Below are 15,433 nucleotides of genomic sequence, written 5' to 3' on the forward strand. Positions count from 1 at the left end.
GAGTCCGATTATGACGAGCAGCTGACTTGAATTCCCTTTGCCCACTCCGGCGGCGGGGCGGCGTAATGATCTTGATCCGGCTGCTCGTCGAAGGGGCGCTTGAGGAGTGTCAGCAGCCGATCGATCTCGGTGTAGTTCCGTTCCAGGGTGGCCTTCTGGATGGCGGTCTGCGCCAGATAGTTGCGAAGAATATATTTGGGGTTGACCCGATCCATCGCGTTTTTTCGCTCTTCATCCCGCGCTCCATCGGCAAGCAATCGGGCCCGGTAACGTTCGGCCCAGGCATCGAAAGCCGCCGCATCGATGAACCGATCACGAAGATCGGCGTTTTTTTCTCCGGGGGCCTGCTTGAAATTCCCCAAGGCGCGAAAGAAATTTGTATAGTCGATCCGGTTGGCCTGAAGGAGAGCGAGCAGGTCGACCAAGAGGGGGGCGTCCCCGCTCTGAAATTCTTTGAATCCCAGCTTCCGCGCCATCCGTGTGATGTAGTGCGCGTTGAAGACCGGCTCGTATTGATCGAGCGCTTCCGATGCCGCTTCTTTCGAGATCAGCGGCGAGAGGGCCTGCGCCAGGGCGCTTAAGTTCCAAAGGCCGATCTGCGGCTGGCGATGGAAGGCATACCGGCCGATGTGATCGGAGTGATTGCAGACGAAGCCGGGATCGTACGCTTCCATGAACCCGTAAGGGCCGTAGTCGAATGTCAGTCCCAGGATCGACATGTTGTCGGTGTTCATCACCCCGTGGGCGAATCCCACCGCCTGCCATTCCGCCATCAACCGGGCGGTCCGAAAGACGACCTCCGTCAGAAAGAGGGCGTGCCTTTCCTTCTTTTCCGCCAATTCGGGGAAGTGATGGGCAATGACATCATCGGCGAGGGTCTGGAGATGCTCGTGCTGGCGGCGATAATAAAAAATCTGGAACGAGCCGAAACGGACATGGGAGGGGGCGAGGCGCAGCAAAACCGCGGCGGTCTCCACCGTCTCCCGGAAGACCTTCTGATCGCTCCCGACAATGGAGAGGGCGCGGGTGGTCGGAATTCCAAGCCCATGCATCGCCTCGCCGCAGAGGTATTCGCGAATGGTGGAGCGGAGAACGGCGCGGCCGTCGCCGTCGCGGGAGTAGGGGGTGCGGCCGGCGCCTTTCAATTGCAGCTCCCACCGCTCCCCGGATCGGGTTCGAACTTCGCCGAGCAGGATCGCCCTCCCATCTCCCAGCTGCGGGACATAGACGCCGAACTGGTGGCCGGAGTAAAGCATGGCGAGCGGCTCGCTCCCCGGGAGGAGCTGATTGCCCGCAAAATAGCCGACGAACTCCGGACGCCCTCCTTCATTGGGATTAAGCTCGATCAACCCCGCCGCATCCGCATTGAAGTGGACGAGGTAGGGGTCGGGGAGCGGCGTCGGAGAGAGGCGGGAGTAGAACGCGGCGGGAAGGCGCGCGAAGGAATTATCAAAATGAAGTGTTTCAAGTGTTCTCATGAAATCCTAAAGCAATCTCCCAAAGACATTATACATCAGCGGCGCGACGGTTTGTAAAGGTCGTTCGCTCGATCAAATTTTTTTGCGTTACCATCGGAGGATGAAAAAGGGGAGTTCGATCCGGAGAGGCTGTGGAGAGGCAGACTGGGATCTGACTTCAAAGTCGGTCAAGCTGTGGGGCGCCGCATCTTCCCCTTTGCGTTTTAGTTCGGCCAGCGCCGGCGGTTGATCCGTTCCGGGTAATGAAGATTCCGGCTTCTGTTTGTTGACTTGCTGGCTGTATCCGATATTAAACGAGACAATGCCGCCGCCGATCGCGACGGCGGTGCCGACGCCGACGCCGACGTAAACCCGTCTATCACGGGCATGCGCGTTCCAGGGCCCGAGGAGGAGGGCCAACCCGATTATAAACAGAACCGTCATCCGTCTCATGGCGATCTCCTTATGGAGCGGGAGAACCTTCTTCCCCGATGATTACTCGCCCCGTTCCTGATAAATCTCAAAATAAGCGTCGATGCTTTCGTGAAGTTGCCTTCGGATCTCCGCCAGGCTGCCATTCATCACATGCAGCGGCATTTCCCCTTCGGTCCCATCGGGGAGGGTGATCGGAACATGCGGATGAACTTGCTCCGGGGCGGTTCCGGGGTCGAGCCGAATTCCGTAGGTGAGGGTGTACTCCGGTTTGACGATCTTCAGCTTTCTCTTTCCGTTCTCTTTTTTATCGGCCATCTCGGGAAAGTCCTTCCGTTCGTGGGGGACGCCTCTGCTCCCCGCAATTACCCCGGGTAGAAGATCTGCTCCAAATCATACGGGATTCGAATCGATCTTGTCTACTCCGGCAGTTTCGGCGGGGTGATGTTGATCGGCTCGCCGGTGAGCGATTTGAGGAATTCGACCAGCGCCTTTTTGTCCTGATCGGTCAGAAGGCTCAGAGGGGTGAGCAGCGGATGGCGGGGGGAGGTGGTCGGCTCCGCCTTGACGTAGAATTCGACCACCTCTTCCAGCGTCGCGAAGATGCCGTTGTGCATGTAAGGCGCGGTCTGGGCGATGTTGCGGAGGGTCGGCGTCTTGAAGTGCTCCTTCTCCGCCTCGTCCTGGGTGATCGCGTAGCGGCCGATGTCGTTGGGGATTCCCTCTCGTTTCGGCAGGCCGAGCGGATGAAATTTGTTGTCGGTAAAGTTCGGTCCGTTGTGGCAGGTGACGCATTTTCCTTTTTCGTTAAAGACCCGGATGCCGTGCTGTTCGGTCGGGGTCAATGCGTTATCATCACCCGCCATAAACCGATCAAAGGGAGAGTTGTTGGAGAGAATCGTCCGCTCGAAGGCGGCGATCGCTTGCGCGATGCCGTCGGCCGTCACCCCGGTTCCGAAAACTTTTTTAAAGGCTTCGACATATCCGGGAACGGCGTTCAGCTTTTGCACGAGGCGGTTTAAATCTTCCCCCATTTCGATCGGATTTTGGATTGGACCCAGGGCCTGTTCCTCGAGCGATCCTGCGCGGCCGTCCCAAAAGTGTGTTTTGTTGTAGGCGACATTGAAGATCGTCGGCGCGTTCCGGGTCCCCTTCTGTCCGCCGATGCCGACCGACACCGGCCGGGCATCCGAGAAGCCATGTTCCGGGTTATGGCAGGTGGCGCAGGAGACGGTATTGTCCCGCGAGAGCCGCGGATCGAAGAAGAGCATCTTCCCCAGTTCTACCTTGGCCGGGGTTTGGAGATTGTAGGGGGGAATCGACGGCGCAAGGAGCGGATGGAGATGAAACGGCGGATTCGGAAGGGTATCGAAGAGGGTCTCCGGAGGATACTTGTTGCTCTTCTTCGGGCGGGCCTGAAGCGGGGCCTCCCATCCCAGGAAGAAAACCATGAAAATGATGAGCCCGAAAGTGATCCAACGGTATTTTGTTTTCTTCACACGATCCTCCTCAACAAGAAAGCGGGCCGATTATAGGGGGCGGTTCAGCTTCTTGTCAAGGTGGAATGAGGCCGGAATGTTCGGGACAAACAGAAAGGATGATTCGTTACGAGGGAAACGAGACCCCTTTTTTCTCGACCAGGAGCTTTGTCGCCTCCTCCGCCGCCAGCGGACGGCTGAAGAAGTAGCCTTGCATGCGGTCGCACTTCAGCGATCGGAGGAAGGCGAGCTGCTCGGCCGTTTCCACCCCTTCCGCGACGACCTTCAGCTTAAGGCTATGGGCCATATTGATGATAGCGCTGGTGATGGCGGCATCATCCGGATCGGTTGTGATATCGCTGACAAAAGAGCGATCGACCTTCAAGTTGGAGATCGGAAAGCGCTTGAGATAACTCAGCGAGGAGTAGCCGGTCCCGAAGTCGTCGACGGAGATCTGTATCCCCATGCCGTCGAGCTCGGAGAGCACCGAGGTGATGATTTCCAGCTTTTGCATCAAGATGCTCTCGGTCAATTCAAGCTCCAGGTACGCTGGGTCAAGCCCGGTTTCGGTCAAGGTCCGCCGGACCGTCTCGATCAAGTTTTTCTTTTGGAACTGGCGTCCTGAAAGGTTGACCGCAACCCGGATCGGCGGGAGGCCGGCCTCCTGCCATGCTTTGTTCTGCGCGCAGGCGGTGCGAAGCACCCATTCTCCGATGGGGAGGATCAATCCGGTCTCTTCGGCGAGCGGAATGAATTTCGCGGGGGAGATCAGCCCCGATTCGGCGTGATGCCAGCGGACCAGCGCCTCCATCCCGACAATCGCTCCCGTGTTTAAATCGACCTGAGGCTGGTAGTGTAAAAGAAATTCTTTCTTCTCCAGCGCCTTCCGAAGGGAGTTTTCCATGGCGAGCCGCTCGGAGACCTTGGCGTTCATTTCGGGAAGATAGAACTGGTAGTTGTTCCGTCCCTGTTCCTTCGCGCGATAAAGGGCGGTGTCGGCGTTTCTCAGCAGCTTATCGGGGGTGTCGCCGTCGTTGGGGTAGAGGCTGATCCCGATGCTGGGGGTGACAAAAAGCTCATGCCCCTCGATAAAGAAGGGGGTCATAAAAATATTGACGATCCTTTGGACCACGATCGGGACATCTTGCGTCTGGGCGATGTCGGTGAGCAAGAGGGTGAATTCGTCTCCGCCGAGGCGCGCAACCGTCCCGTTCATGGCGTTTAGACGGGCGACCGTGTCGGTCCGGCGGAGGCAGATGTTCAGCCGGTCGGCAACCCCTTTGAGGAGAAGATCCCCGACACCATGCCCGAGTGTGTCGTTGATGAGCTTGAAGCGATCGAGATCGAGAAAGAGAACCGCCACCAGCCGTTGATGCCGCTTCGCCGTCATCAACGCCAGCCGGAGATGCTCCATAAATAAAGCCCGGTTCGGCAAACCGGTTAAAGAATCATGATTGGCGAGGTATTGTAAACGCTCTTCGGAGAGTTTTCTCTCGGTGATATCGATCACGAAGCCTTCCAGGGTCAGCAGTTTCCCATTGGACGCAAAGATCCCGATTCCTTGCTCCCACACCCACTTCTCGTTTTGAGCGGCATCCACCATTCGATAGACCAATTTGAATGAGTGTTTCTCCTTGAGAGCGGTCTTGATGTCCGCTTCAATCCGCTCCAGATCGTCGGGATGGACCAGTTTCGCGAAAGAGATTTTCGTGTTTCCGATCAGGTCGGAAGGAGAATAGCCGGTCAACTCCAACGCTCCCTCGCTGGCAAACTCCATCGTCCGGTCCGGGTCATATTTGCAGCGATAGGCCATCCCCGGGAGATTGCCCATCAGCGTGGAGAGAACCCGCTGGCTTTCCCGCAGCGCCTCCTCCGATTTCTTCCTTTCCGTTATATCCTGAGCCAGCGAAATGATTCCCTGGATCTGGCCCGCCGCGTCCCTCATGACGGAACCGGAAATCAAAACGGGGATTTTTCTCCCGTCTTTCGAAAGATAGGTGCTCTCGAACACACCCGATCCCATTCCTTTGAAGGGGGAGTCATCCGCGAAAATAAACTCAACCGGCCGGCCGACGAGCTCCTCTTCGGTATACTTCAACAGATTCCGGGTCGCCCGGTTAATCGTTTTGATCAGACCATCCGGATCGATCACGATGAGGGCGTTCATCATGCTATCGACGATGGAGTCGACGTAGTCTTTATCGAGGGAGGTCGTCTTCTCTGTCTTCAATCTGTTTTCTCGGTCAATTCTGTTTGTCGATCTTCTTCGGAGGACTCCCTCCGAAGGGTGAACGCTGGAACTCCAATGAAATCAACTAAGAGAGCAGGGATTTCCATTCATTGCAGGATCCGACCCCCTTTAGTTTACTACCTCTTGATTTTCTGTCAATTGAGGAGCCATATGCCATACACCACGGCCCTCCGGAGAGGGCCGATCTGCCGGTTCTGTCGTGCCGGTCTGGTCATGCTATTTGTTTGACAATCTAAGCCTTTTTAAATAGAATGGTTAAATTTCAATCAGTTCGATTTCTCAACTTATTTTCGAAGAGGGTGGGGTGGAATTTCAACGGATCAAGCGGCTGCCGCCGTATGTGTTCAATGTCGTCAATGCCATGAAAATTGACGCCCGCCGCCGGGGCGAAGACATCATCGATTTCGGAATGGGAAACCCGGACCAGCCGACCCCGACGCACATTGTTGAAAAGGCCATCGAAGCGCTCGAAAACTCAAAGAACCACCGCTACTCCGCCTCAAAGGGGATCACGAAGCTTCGGCTGGCGGTCACCGACTGGTATAAGCGGAATTACGCAGTGGAGCTCGATCCCGACACGGAGGCGATCGTCACCATCGGCTCCAAAGAAGGGATCTCGCATCTGGCTTTGGCGACGCTCGGCCCGGGGGATGTGGTGCTGGTTCCCAGTCCGACCTATCCGATCCACCCCTACAGTGTCGTCATTGCCGGCGGGGAGGTCCGCTCCATCCCGCTGGCGCCCGGGCGCGATTTTTTCGAGGACATGATCACCGCCTTCAAGCAAACCTGGCCCCGTCCGAAAATGTTGATCATCAACTTTCCGCACAATCCGACCACGCAGGTCGTCGAGCTTGATTTCTTCAAGAAGATCGTCGATTTCGCGCGCGAGAATCAGGTTCTGGTGGTCCATGATCTGGCCTATGCCGATCTGGTTTTCGACGGCTACAAAGCGCCGAGCTTCCTTCAGGTGCCCGGGGCGAAGGAGGTCGGCGTCGAATTTTATACCCTTTCAAAAAGCTACAACATGCCGGGATGGCGCGTCGGCTTCTGCGTCGGAAACCGGGAGATGGTCGGGGCCTTGACCAAGCTGAAGAGCTATCTCGACTACGGGATCTTTCAACCGGTTCAGATCGCCGCGATCATCGCGCTGAACGGACCGCAGGATTGCGTCGGTGAGGTGGTGGAACTCTACCGCCGCCGGCGGAATGTCCTGGTCGACGGCTTAAACCGGATCGGCTGGAAAATTGAGAAGCCGAAGGCGACGATGTTTGTCTGGGCGCAGATTCCGGAGCCGTTCCGGCAGATGGGGTCGCTCGAGTTCTCCAAGCTTCTCTTGACGGAGGCGAAGGTTGCCGTCGCTCCCGGGATCGGGTTCGGAGAATACGGCGACGATCATGTCCGCTTCGCCTTGGTCGAGAACGAACACCGGACGCGTCAGGCGATTCAGGGGATTAAGAAGATACTGAAGGAACGTTGAATATTCGCACGGTAGGGGCGTATTGCAATACGCCCCTACAATGGCCGTAACGGATAACGTCATCTGAATTTATGAAATCATCCATCAAAGTCGGCTTTATCGGTTTTGGGACCGTCGCCACCGGCGCGGTGAAGATTCTAACCGAACAGAAGGGGCTGATCCGAAGGCGGCTCGGCTGTCCGATCGAAATCGTTCAGATCGCCGACCTCGACGTCAAACGGAGCCGGGGGGTCTCCCTTCCAAAGGGGGTTCTGACGACCGATGCCATGAAGGTCGTCCGGCATCCCGAGATCGATATCGTCGTGGAGCTGATCGGAGGATATGATCCGGCGCGGCAGTTCCTCCTGGAGGCGATCCGGCGGGGAAAACAAGTCGTCACTGCGAACAAAGCGCTGCTCGCCGCCCACGGGGAGGAGATCTTTCGCGCGGCGGTGGAGCGGGGGGTTGATGTCGGCTTCGAGGGGAGCGTCGGCGGCGGCATTCCGATCATCCACGCGATCAAAGAAGGCCTGGCGGCCGAGAAGATCGCGGCGATTTATGGGATCGTCAACGGCACCTGCAATTACATCCTGACGAAGATGACCGACGAGGGGAAGAAGTTCTCCGAGGTCCTGACCGAGGCGCAGCGGCTCGGTTATGCCGAGGCCGACCCGACCCTCGATATCGGCGGGGCCGACTCGGCGCACAAGCTTGCGATCTTAACCTGCCTCGCCTTCGGGACGGCGGTTCCGCTCAAGGAGATCTACACGGAAGGGGTCGATAAGGTGACGCCGCTCGACATCGCTTTTGCAGAGGAGTTCGGCTGCAAGATCAAGCTCCTCGCCATCGCGAAAGCGGCCGACGGCGAGATCGAGGCCCGCGTCCATCCGACGATGATCCCCAAGGAGTATCTCCTCTCCCGGGTCGCCGGGGTCCATAACGCGGTCTATCTTGTCGGCGAAGCGATCGGAGAGGCGCTCTTTTACGGGCGGGGGGCGGGAAGTCTTCCGACGGGGAGCGCGGTGGTCAGCGATTTGATCGACATCTCCAGGAATATCTTGAAGGGGGCGAACGGCCGGGTCCCGCCGGCCTCCTTCCTGCCGGAGGCCCGGCCGGCGCTTCGGATCAAGCAGATGGACGAGATCGAGAGCCTTTACTATCTCCGGTTCATGGCCGAAGATCGTCCGGGGGTTCTCAGCAAGATCTCCGGCGTGCTGGGCAAACACCGGATCAGCATCTCGTCGGTCATCCAACAGGGAAGAAAGGCGGGGGGGAATGTCCCGCTGGTGATGATGACCCATCGCGCCAAGGAGAGGGACGTCCAAGAGGCGCTCTCTAAAATCAATCGGATGGATTACGTCTCGGAGCCGACCGTGCTGATTCGTGTGGAGGGGGAAGATGAGTGAGGCCCCGAAAGGCCGGTTAGGCGGTTTCGCCGGGAGCAAGCGATGGCCCGGGATCATTGAAGCCTACCGAGAATTCCTTCCGGTCACCGACCGGACGCCGGTCATCACGCTGCATGAGGGAAACACGCCGCTTATCCCGGCGCCTCGGCTCGCCGCGGCGGCGCACGCCGACATCGATCTCTATCTCAAATTCGAGGGGGAGAACCCGACCGGCTCCTTCAAAGACCGGGGAATGACGCTGGCGATCTCGAAGGCGAAGGAAGAGGGGGCGAAGGCGGTCATCTGCGCCTCCACCGGAAATACCTCCGCCTCTGCCTCGGCCTACAGCGCCCGGGGGGGGATGAAGGCGTATGTCTTGATCCCGGAGGGAAAGATCTCCCTCGGCAAGCTGGCCCAGGCGATGATCCACCGGGCCACGGTGATTCAGGTGGATGGGAACTTCGATGAGGCGTTGGAGTTGGTGAAACAGGTGGCCGGGAAATATCCGATCACCCTGGTCAACTCCATCAACCCGTATCGTCTTGAAGGGCAAAAGACGGCGGCCTTTGAAATCTGCGACCATTTGGAGACGGCGCCGACCTATCATTTTCTCCCGGTCGGCAACGCCGGCAACATCACCGCCTATTGGAAAGGTTATCAGGAATATTATCATCGTGGAAAGGTGACGACCCTGCCGAAGATGATCGGTTTTCAGGCCGCCGGCGCCGCGCCGATCGTTCTCGGGCATGTGGTCGAGAAGCCCCGAACGATCGCCACCGCCATCCGCATCGGGAACCCGGCCAGTTGGAAATCGGCCGTAGAGGCGGCGGCCGAATCGAAGGGGGAGATCAACCTGGTGACCGACGATGAAATCGTCGAGGCCTACCGGATGATCGCCGGTTTGGAAGGGCTCTTCTGCGAGCCGGCCTCGGCCGCCGGGGTGGCCGGCGTAATCAAGTTGAGCAAGCGGGGGTTTTTTAAAAAGGGGGATACGGTCGTCTGCACGTTGACCGGCCACGGCTTGAAAGATGCCGACTTTTCGATGAGCATCGCGCAAAAGCCGACGACAGTCAAGGCGCGTCTGGATGATGTTTTGAAGGTCATGGGGTTTTAATTGTAGGGGCGCACCGACGTGTGCGCCCTTTTTTCCATTGGAGGATCGGGCGGACACACCGGTCCGCCCCTACGAGTGGACCTGATTTCAAATAATGAAATACGTTGTTTTGGTTGCGGACGGGATGGCCGACCGGCCGATCGAAGCGCTCGGCGGGAGGACGCCGCTTGAAGCGGCGAAAACACCCAACATTGATCTCCTTGCGACCTGCGGAGAAATCGGCCTGGTCCGGACGACGCCGGATGGATTCGTCCCGGGGAGCGATGTCGCGCATCTGTCGATCTTCGGTTATGACCCGCGCCGGTTTTATCCCGGGAGAGGGGCGCTTGAGTCGGCGGGGATGGAAGTCTCGCTCAATGAAGGGGATGTCGCCTTCCGATGCAACCTCGTGACCCTTCGGGACCGGCAGAAGGGATATGCCTTCAACGAGCTCTCCGCCCGGGTATTTTTAGAGGACCCCACGGCGGGGAAGATCGGCGACGAAGAGGCCCGGGAGCTGATCGATCTGCTCAACAATCTGCTCGGAAGCGATCAGATTCAGTTTTATACAGGGAAGGGATATCGGCACCTGATGGTGTGGGTCCACGGCGTCTCGAAGGTGGAGTGCCTCCCCCCTCACAAGCTGATCGACAAGGAGATCGTCTCGGTTTTTCCCCGCGGGGCCGACAAGGGAATTTTAAAGAAGCTGGTTCAGAGCGCCTTTACCGTTTTATTGGGCCATCCGGTCAACGAAGAGCGGATGGCGCGAGGGGAGCGGCCGGCCAACGGCGTCTGGTTCTGGGGGCCGGGACGAGAAGCCGAATTGCTCCCCTTCTCAGAACGGTTCGGGAAGCGCGGTACGGTGATCTCGGAGGCCGATTTCCTGCGCGGTTTGGGACGGAAAACGGGAATGAAGGTCATTGATGTCCCCGGCGGCGACGACGCGGCAAAGGTGAAGGCGGCCTCCGAAGCGCTTGACGCGCACGATCTGGCCTATCTCCATTTCGAAGCGTGTGATGCGGCGGGGCATGCAGGCGACCTGCAGTTGAAGGTGGAGGCGATCGAACGTTTCGATCGGCAGATCGTCGGCCCGTTGCTCTCTCAACTGAAAGAGAAGGGGCCGTGGCGGCTGCTTCTTCTCTCGGATCACGCCACGCCGGTATCGACACGGGACGCGGTCGCCGATCCGGTTCCCTTTCTCCTCTGCCGGGGGCTTGGCGGGAAAAAAGAAGAGCGCGCCTTCTCGGAGAGGGACGCGGCCGGAAACGCGATTTTCTGGCCCGAAGGCCATCGATTGATGGAGCATTTCTTAAGGGCATAAACAGGGATGGGTTGTAAATGTTGATCGTTCAGAAATTCGGCGGGACCTCCGTCGGAACCACCGACCGGATTAAAAACGTGGCGCGGCGGGTCGCGCAGGCGCGGGCGGAGGGAAACGATGTCGTGGTGGTCGTCTCCGCGATGAGCGGGGAGACCGACCGGTTGATCGGGCTCGCCCACCAGATTTCCCCCCTTCCCGATCAGCGAGAGATGGATATGCTGATTTCGACCGGAGAGCGGGTGACGATCGCCCTGCTGGCGATCGCCCTTCAGGAATCGGGGGTGGCGGCGCGCTCCTTCACCGGAAGACAGGTCGGCATCTTGACCGACGCGGTCCACACCAACGCCCGGATCGAGCAGATCACCGCGGAGCGGTTGAAGGAATCGCTCGCCGAGGGGGTCGTCCCGGTGGTGGCCGGTTTTCAGGGGATCAATCAGCGATCGGATGTGACGACCCTCGGCCGGGGGGGCTCCGACACCACCGCCGTCGCATTGGCCGCCGCGCTGAAGGCCGATCTCTGCGATATTTATACCGATGTGGACGGGGTCTATACGACCGACCCGAATATCGTTCCGAACGCAAGAAAGTTGTCGAAGATCTCCTATGAGGAGATGCTGGAGATGGCGAGCCTGGGGGCGAAGGTGCTCCAGACCCGTTCGGTGGAATTTGCGATGAAATATCAGGTTCCGGTCCGTGTCCGGTCGAGCTTCAACGACCACGAGGGGACCCTGGTGACAAAGGAGGATCTAGAGATGGAGCAAGAGGTCGTCTCGGGGGTGACCTACGATAAAAATCAGGCGAAAGTAACCCTCCTCGGCGTGCCCGACCGGCCGGGGATCGCCTCGAAAATTTTCGGCACCCTCGCCCGGGAGAATGTGGTCGTCGATATGATCATCCAGAACGTAAGCCAGGGAGGGATGACCGATATCTCCTTTACCGTCCCGAAGGGAGATGCGCGGCGGGCGAAAGAGACCCTTTCCAAATTGGCGGAAGAGATGGGGGTGCAGGACATTCAATTGACGGAGAACATCGCCAAGGTCTCGATCGTCGGGGTCGGGATGCGTTCCCACTCCGGGGTGGCGGCCAAGATGTTCTCCAGCCTGGCGGCGGAGGGGATCAACATCATGATGATCTCCACCTCCGAAATCAAAATCTCCTGCGTCATCGATTCGAAGTATACCGAGCTGGCGGTCCGGACCCTTCATGATGTTTTCGAGCTGAGCAAGACCCCGCCGCAGAAGAGCGAAAAGGGCAAGGCGAAGACGGCGAGGCGGGCTTCAAAATAAAAGGTCTTTGCGGGCGCGAGCGACGCTCGAAGAGGTCTCACAACCGCAAAGACAGGAGTGACCATGCAGATCGTTGAGATCTACGACACCACGTTACGCGACGGCGCACAGTCGGAGGATGTCTCCTTCTCCGTCGAGGATAAGCTTCGCATCGTACAGAAGCTTGATGAGCTCGGCCTTCATTACATCGAAGGGGGATGGCCGGGGGCGAACCCGAAGGATATCACCTTCTTCGAGGAGATGAAAAAAATCCCGCTCAAGTCGTCCAAGCTCGTCGCTTTCGGCGCCACGCGGAAATCGAGAAACAAGGTTTCGGAGGATCCCAACATCAAAGCGCTGGCCGAGGCCGGCACCGAGGTCGTCACCCTTTTCGGCAAGAGCTGGGACCTGCACGTCACCGAGGCGCTCGGGATCACACTCAAGAAAAATCTGGAGATCATCTCCGATTCGATCGAGTACCTTCGCTCTCAGGGGAAGCGGGTTTTTTACGATGCGGAACATTTCTTCAGCGGTTATCTGGCGAAGCCCGACTACGCGCTGAAGACGCTGGAAGCGGCCAAGCGGGCCGGCGCGGAGTGCATCATCCTCTGCGACACCAACGGCGGGACGATGCCGTGGCAGCTCCGCGAAGCGCTGGAGGTGGTTCAGCGCGAGATCGGCGGCTCGCTCGGCATCCATACCCATAACGACTCCGAGATGGCGGTGGCCAACGCCTTGACGGCGGTCGAAATCGGCGTGACCCAGGTTCAGGGGACGATGAACGGGTTCGGGGAGCGCTGCGGAAACGCCAACCTCTGCTCGCTCCTCCCGAATCTGAAATTGAAGATGAAGATCAACTGCATCGCTGACGACCAGCTCAAGCGGTTGAGAGAGGTCTCTCACTTCGTCAGCGAGATCGCCAATCTCCCCCACAACAAACACCAGCCGTATGTCGGCGACGCCGCCTTCGCCCACAAGGGGGGGATTCACGTCCACGCCGTCCGGAAGAATGCGGAAACATACGAGCATGTCGCTCCGAGCAAAGTGGGAAATCGGCAGCGGGTTCTGATCTCCGACAACGCCGGAAAGAGCAACCTTCTGGAGAAGGCGAAGGAGTTCCGGATCAACCTGGCGAGCGACAGCCCGCATCTTACGGAAATTCTCGAACAACTCAAAGAGCGGGAGCACCAGGGCTACCAGTTCGAGGGGGCGGAGGGCTCCTTTGAGCTGATGATGAAGAAGGCGCTCGGAAAACATAAGAAGTTTTTTAATCTGGTCGGCTTTCGCGTGATCGTCGAAAAACGAAAGGGAAGCGAGGAGACCTTCTGCGAGGCGACCATTATGGTCGAGGTAGGGGGCCAGGTGGAGCACACTGCGGCGACCGGAAACGGACCAGTCAATGCGCTCGACCACGCGCTTCGAAAGGCGCTCGAAAAATTTTATCCGGCCCTCTCTCAGGTCAAGCTCCTCGATTATAAGGTCCGCGTCTTGACCGCCAGCGACGGGACCGGATCGAAGGTCCGGGTCTTGATCGAATCGGGCGACGGCGAGAAGAATTGGGGGACGGTCGGTGTTTCCGAAAACATCATCGAAGCCAGCTGGCAAGCATTGGTGGACAGTATCGAGTACAAACTATTGAACAGCTGAGCGCCGCGCCGCTTCAGGCGCGCTTGCGTGTTTACCATCGGTCAGCCTATAATTTAGGAATGAGAAATCGCTCGATGCAGATTGCGAAAAATAGGCTGACCTCCATCCTCCCCCTCCTTATTATTATTCTCTTCGTCTCCTGCACGGAGCAAACCGCTTCCACTCCTGTCGTCGCCTCCGCTCCCGAGCCGCACTTCGAAGAGATTGAGCCGATCGGCGAGATCCCCGCGCGCGAGCTCCTCATCACGGAGAAGGCCTTCATCCGGGTGGCGAAGCGGGTCACGCCGGCGGTGGTGAACATCAGCACGGTCCACTTCGTCCGTCATCCCGATTCCGCTCAAGACAGAGGGTTTTTCCAGGACTTCCTGGGAGAGCTCTTCAAGGACCCTCCCCGCCGTGAGTTCCGGCAGAGGAGCCTCGGCTCCGGCTTCATCATCAGCAGAGACGGCTACATCATCACCAACCATCATGTCATTTCCGAGGCCGACAAAATCACGATCAAGCTTTCGGACCGGAGAGAATTCATCGGAACGATCATCGGAAAAGACCCCAAAACCGATCTCGCGATCATTAAGATTCCCCCTCAATCCGATCTGCCGGTGGCCGACCTTGGCGACTCGGGCCGGCTTCAGGTGGGAGAGTGGGCGATTGCGATCGGAAACCCCTTCGGTCTTGACCGGACGGTGACCGTCGGCGTCATCAGCGCGACCGGAAGGACCGACCTCGGCCTGACCGATCAGGACAACTTTATCCAAACCGACGCCTCGATCAACTTCGGAAACAGCGGCGGCCCGCTGCTGAACGCCAGGGGGGAGGTGATCGGCATCAACACCGCCATCGTCGCCACGGGACAAGGGATCGGCTTCGCCATTCCGATCAACATGGCCAAAACGGTCGTCGAAGCGTGGGTCGATAAAGGAACCATCAGCCAGGGTCGCCTGGCCCTGCCGTAGCACCCCTTCCCAATACGAATTTCCTTCCGTTGACTTCCGGCGTTTCCTACACTACTATTATCGATAGAGATAACGTAAGACGGAGGAGTTAAATGTCCACGATCACCATTTCTTCGAAGTACCAGATCGTCATCCCCAAAGAGATTCGGGAAAAACTCCGCCTCAGCCCTCGACAGAAGCTTCAGGTGTTGGAGAAGGGAGGGGTGATCAGTTTGGTCCCCGAGGTGCCATTGAAATCTCTAAAGGGTTTTGTCAAAGGGATGGATCAGAGCAATCTCCGTGAGAAACAGGAGCGAGCGTGAAAGTTTTGATCGATTCCAGCGGATGGATCGAGTTCTTCACAGGGGGGCCTCTTTCCGACCGATACGGATCTTATTTGAAAGACCGCTCCCGCCTGATCACGCCGACGATCGTTCTGTATGAGGTTTACAAAAAGATCAAAAAAGAAAAGGGAGAAGAGAGCGCGTTGCTGGCCGCGGGGCAATTGAACGCAACGGAAGTCATCCCCATGACCGAGTCGATCGCACTTTTGGCCGCCGATTTAAGCCTTCAGCATCGGATCGCGATGGCCGACGCGATCGTTTATGCGACTTCCCGGGAGCGGCAGGCTCAGGTAATTACCAGCGATGCCGATCTGAAAGATCTTGAGGGGGTCGTTTATCTCACGACCGGGACCTGATTTTCTGAGAGAATAT

At 58.2% G+C, this 15,433-nt stretch carries 14 protein-coding genes; 9 read left to right on the forward strand and 5 right to left on the reverse strand.

Annotated features, from left to right (window positions below):
- Positions 1-8: 8 nt before the first annotated feature.
- The 5 genes from MNODULE_RS21785 to MNODULE_RS21805 form a co-directional block, all read right to left on the reverse strand.
- A complete protein-coding gene (locus MNODULE_RS21785; RefSeq protein ID WP_168063305.1) occupies positions 9-1,478 on the reverse strand; it encodes a protein adenylyltransferase SelO in 1,470 nt (489 codons plus the stop codon).
- Positions 1,479-1,565: 87 nt separating this feature from the next.
- Entirely contained in the window at positions 1,566-1,910 is a 345-nt protein-coding gene (locus tag MNODULE_RS21790; RefSeq protein WP_168063306.1) for a hypothetical protein, read from the reverse strand.
- Between the two features lie 42 nt (positions 1,911-1,952).
- On the reverse strand, positions 1,953-2,207 hold the full coding sequence (locus MNODULE_RS21795; RefSeq protein ID WP_168063307.1) for an allantoinase: 255 nt from the start codon (positions 2,205-2,207) through the stop codon (positions 1,953-1,955).
- Between the two features lie 101 nt (positions 2,208-2,308).
- The gene (locus MNODULE_RS21800; RefSeq protein ID WP_168063308.1) at positions 2,309-3,388 is read right to left on the reverse strand and encodes a cytochrome c peroxidase; all 1,080 of its coding nucleotides are present in this window, start codon (positions 3,386-3,388) and stop codon (positions 2,309-2,311) included.
- A 106-nt stretch (positions 3,389-3,494) separates the two neighbouring features.
- Positions 3,495-5,597, reverse strand: coding sequence for a sensor domain-containing protein (locus MNODULE_RS21805; RefSeq protein WP_168063309.1), 2,103 nt, complete (start codon positions 5,595-5,597; stop codon positions 3,495-3,497).
- A gap of 325 nt (positions 5,598-5,922) precedes the next feature.
- Here MNODULE_RS21805 and alaC point away from each other — a divergent pair, with 325 nt between their 5' ends.
- The 9 genes from alaC to MNODULE_RS21850 all read left to right on the forward strand — a co-directional run bounded on the left by alaC (position 5,923) and on the right by MNODULE_RS21850 (position 15,417).
- Positions 5,923-7,095, forward strand: coding sequence for an alanine transaminase (gene alaC / locus MNODULE_RS21810; RefSeq protein WP_168063310.1), 1,173 nt, complete (start codon positions 5,923-5,925; stop codon positions 7,093-7,095).
- A gap of 71 nt (positions 7,096-7,166) precedes the next feature.
- The gene (locus tag MNODULE_RS21815) at positions 7,167-8,480 is read left to right on the forward strand and encodes a homoserine dehydrogenase (protein ID WP_168063311.1); all 1,314 of its coding nucleotides are present in this window, start codon (positions 7,167-7,169) and stop codon (positions 8,478-8,480) included.
- Positions 8,473-9,573, forward strand: coding sequence for a threonine synthase (gene thrC / locus MNODULE_RS21820; protein ID WP_168063312.1), 1,101 nt, complete (start codon positions 8,473-8,475; stop codon positions 9,571-9,573). The genes MNODULE_RS21815 and thrC overlap by 8 nt, the downstream gene beginning before the upstream one ends.
- A gap of 94 nt (positions 9,574-9,667) precedes the next feature.
- A complete protein-coding gene (locus MNODULE_RS21825; RefSeq protein WP_168063313.1) occupies positions 9,668-10,873 on the forward strand; it encodes a cofactor-independent phosphoglycerate mutase in 1,206 nt (401 codons plus the stop codon).
- 17 nt (positions 10,874-10,890) lie between these two features.
- Complete coding sequence (locus MNODULE_RS21830; RefSeq protein ID WP_168063314.1) at positions 10,891-12,159, forward strand: aspartate kinase; 1,269 nt, start codon at positions 10,891-10,893, stop codon at positions 12,157-12,159.
- A 63-nt stretch (positions 12,160-12,222) separates the two neighbouring features.
- Positions 12,223-13,785: a citramalate synthase gene (gene cimA, locus MNODULE_RS21835; RefSeq protein WP_168063315.1), complete on the forward strand. Its 1,563-nt coding sequence runs from the start codon at positions 12,223-12,225 to the stop codon at positions 13,783-13,785.
- 74 nt (positions 13,786-13,859) lie between these two features.
- Positions 13,860-14,738, forward strand: a complete 879-nt coding sequence (locus MNODULE_RS21840; RefSeq protein ID WP_181071173.1) for a trypsin-like peptidase domain-containing protein — start codon at positions 13,860-13,862, stop codon at positions 14,736-14,738.
- A gap of 92 nt (positions 14,739-14,830) precedes the next feature.
- The gene (locus tag MNODULE_RS21845) at positions 14,831-15,040 is read left to right on the forward strand and encodes an AbrB/MazE/SpoVT family DNA-binding domain-containing protein (RefSeq protein WP_168063317.1); all 210 of its coding nucleotides are present in this window, start codon (positions 14,831-14,833) and stop codon (positions 15,038-15,040) included.
- Positions 15,037-15,417, forward strand: coding sequence for a PIN domain-containing protein (locus tag MNODULE_RS21850; protein ID WP_168063318.1), 381 nt, complete (start codon positions 15,037-15,039; stop codon positions 15,415-15,417). The genes MNODULE_RS21845 and MNODULE_RS21850 overlap by 4 nt, the downstream gene beginning before the upstream one ends.
- Positions 15,418-15,433: the final 16 nt, after the last annotated feature.

Origin of the sequence: Candidatus Manganitrophus noduliformans, from assembly GCF_012184425.1 — a bacterium.
Lineage (GTDB): Bacteria > Nitrospirota > Nitrospiria > SBBL01 > Manganitrophaceae > Manganitrophus > Manganitrophus noduliformans.

Bases quoted from the DNA above. Each gene is read 5' to 3' on its own strand.
- MNODULE_RS21785 (WP_168063305.1), bottom strand. From the start codon at position 1,478: ATGAGAACACTTGAAACACTTCATTTTGATAATTCCTTCGCGCGCCTT.
- MNODULE_RS21790 (WP_168063306.1), bottom strand. From the start codon at position 1,910: ATGAGACGGATGACGGTTCTGTTTATAATCGGGTTGGCCCTCCTCCTC.
- MNODULE_RS21795 (WP_168063307.1), bottom strand. From the start codon at position 2,207: ATGGCCGATAAAAAAGAGAACGGAAAGAGAAAGCTGAAGATCGTCAAA.
- MNODULE_RS21815 (WP_168063311.1), top strand. From the start codon at position 7,167: ATGAAATCATCCATCAAAGTCGGCTTTATCGGTTTTGGGACCGTCGCC.
- thrC (WP_168063312.1), top strand. From the start codon at position 8,473: ATGAGTGAGGCCCCGAAAGGCCGGTTAGGCGGTTTCGCCGGGAGCAAG.
- MNODULE_RS21825 (WP_168063313.1), top strand. From the start codon at position 9,668: ATGAAATACGTTGTTTTGGTTGCGGACGGGATGGCCGACCGGCCGATC.
- MNODULE_RS21830 (WP_168063314.1), top strand. From the start codon at position 10,891: ATGTTGATCGTTCAGAAATTCGGCGGGACCTCCGTCGGAACCACCGAC.
- cimA (WP_168063315.1), top strand. From the start codon at position 12,223: ATGCAGATCGTTGAGATCTACGACACCACGTTACGCGACGGCGCACAG.
- MNODULE_RS21840 (WP_181071173.1), top strand. From the start codon at position 13,860: ATGCAGATTGCGAAAAATAGGCTGACCTCCATCCTCCCCCTCCTTATT.
- MNODULE_RS21845 (WP_168063317.1), top strand. From the start codon at position 14,831: ATGTCCACGATCACCATTTCTTCGAAGTACCAGATCGTCATCCCCAAA.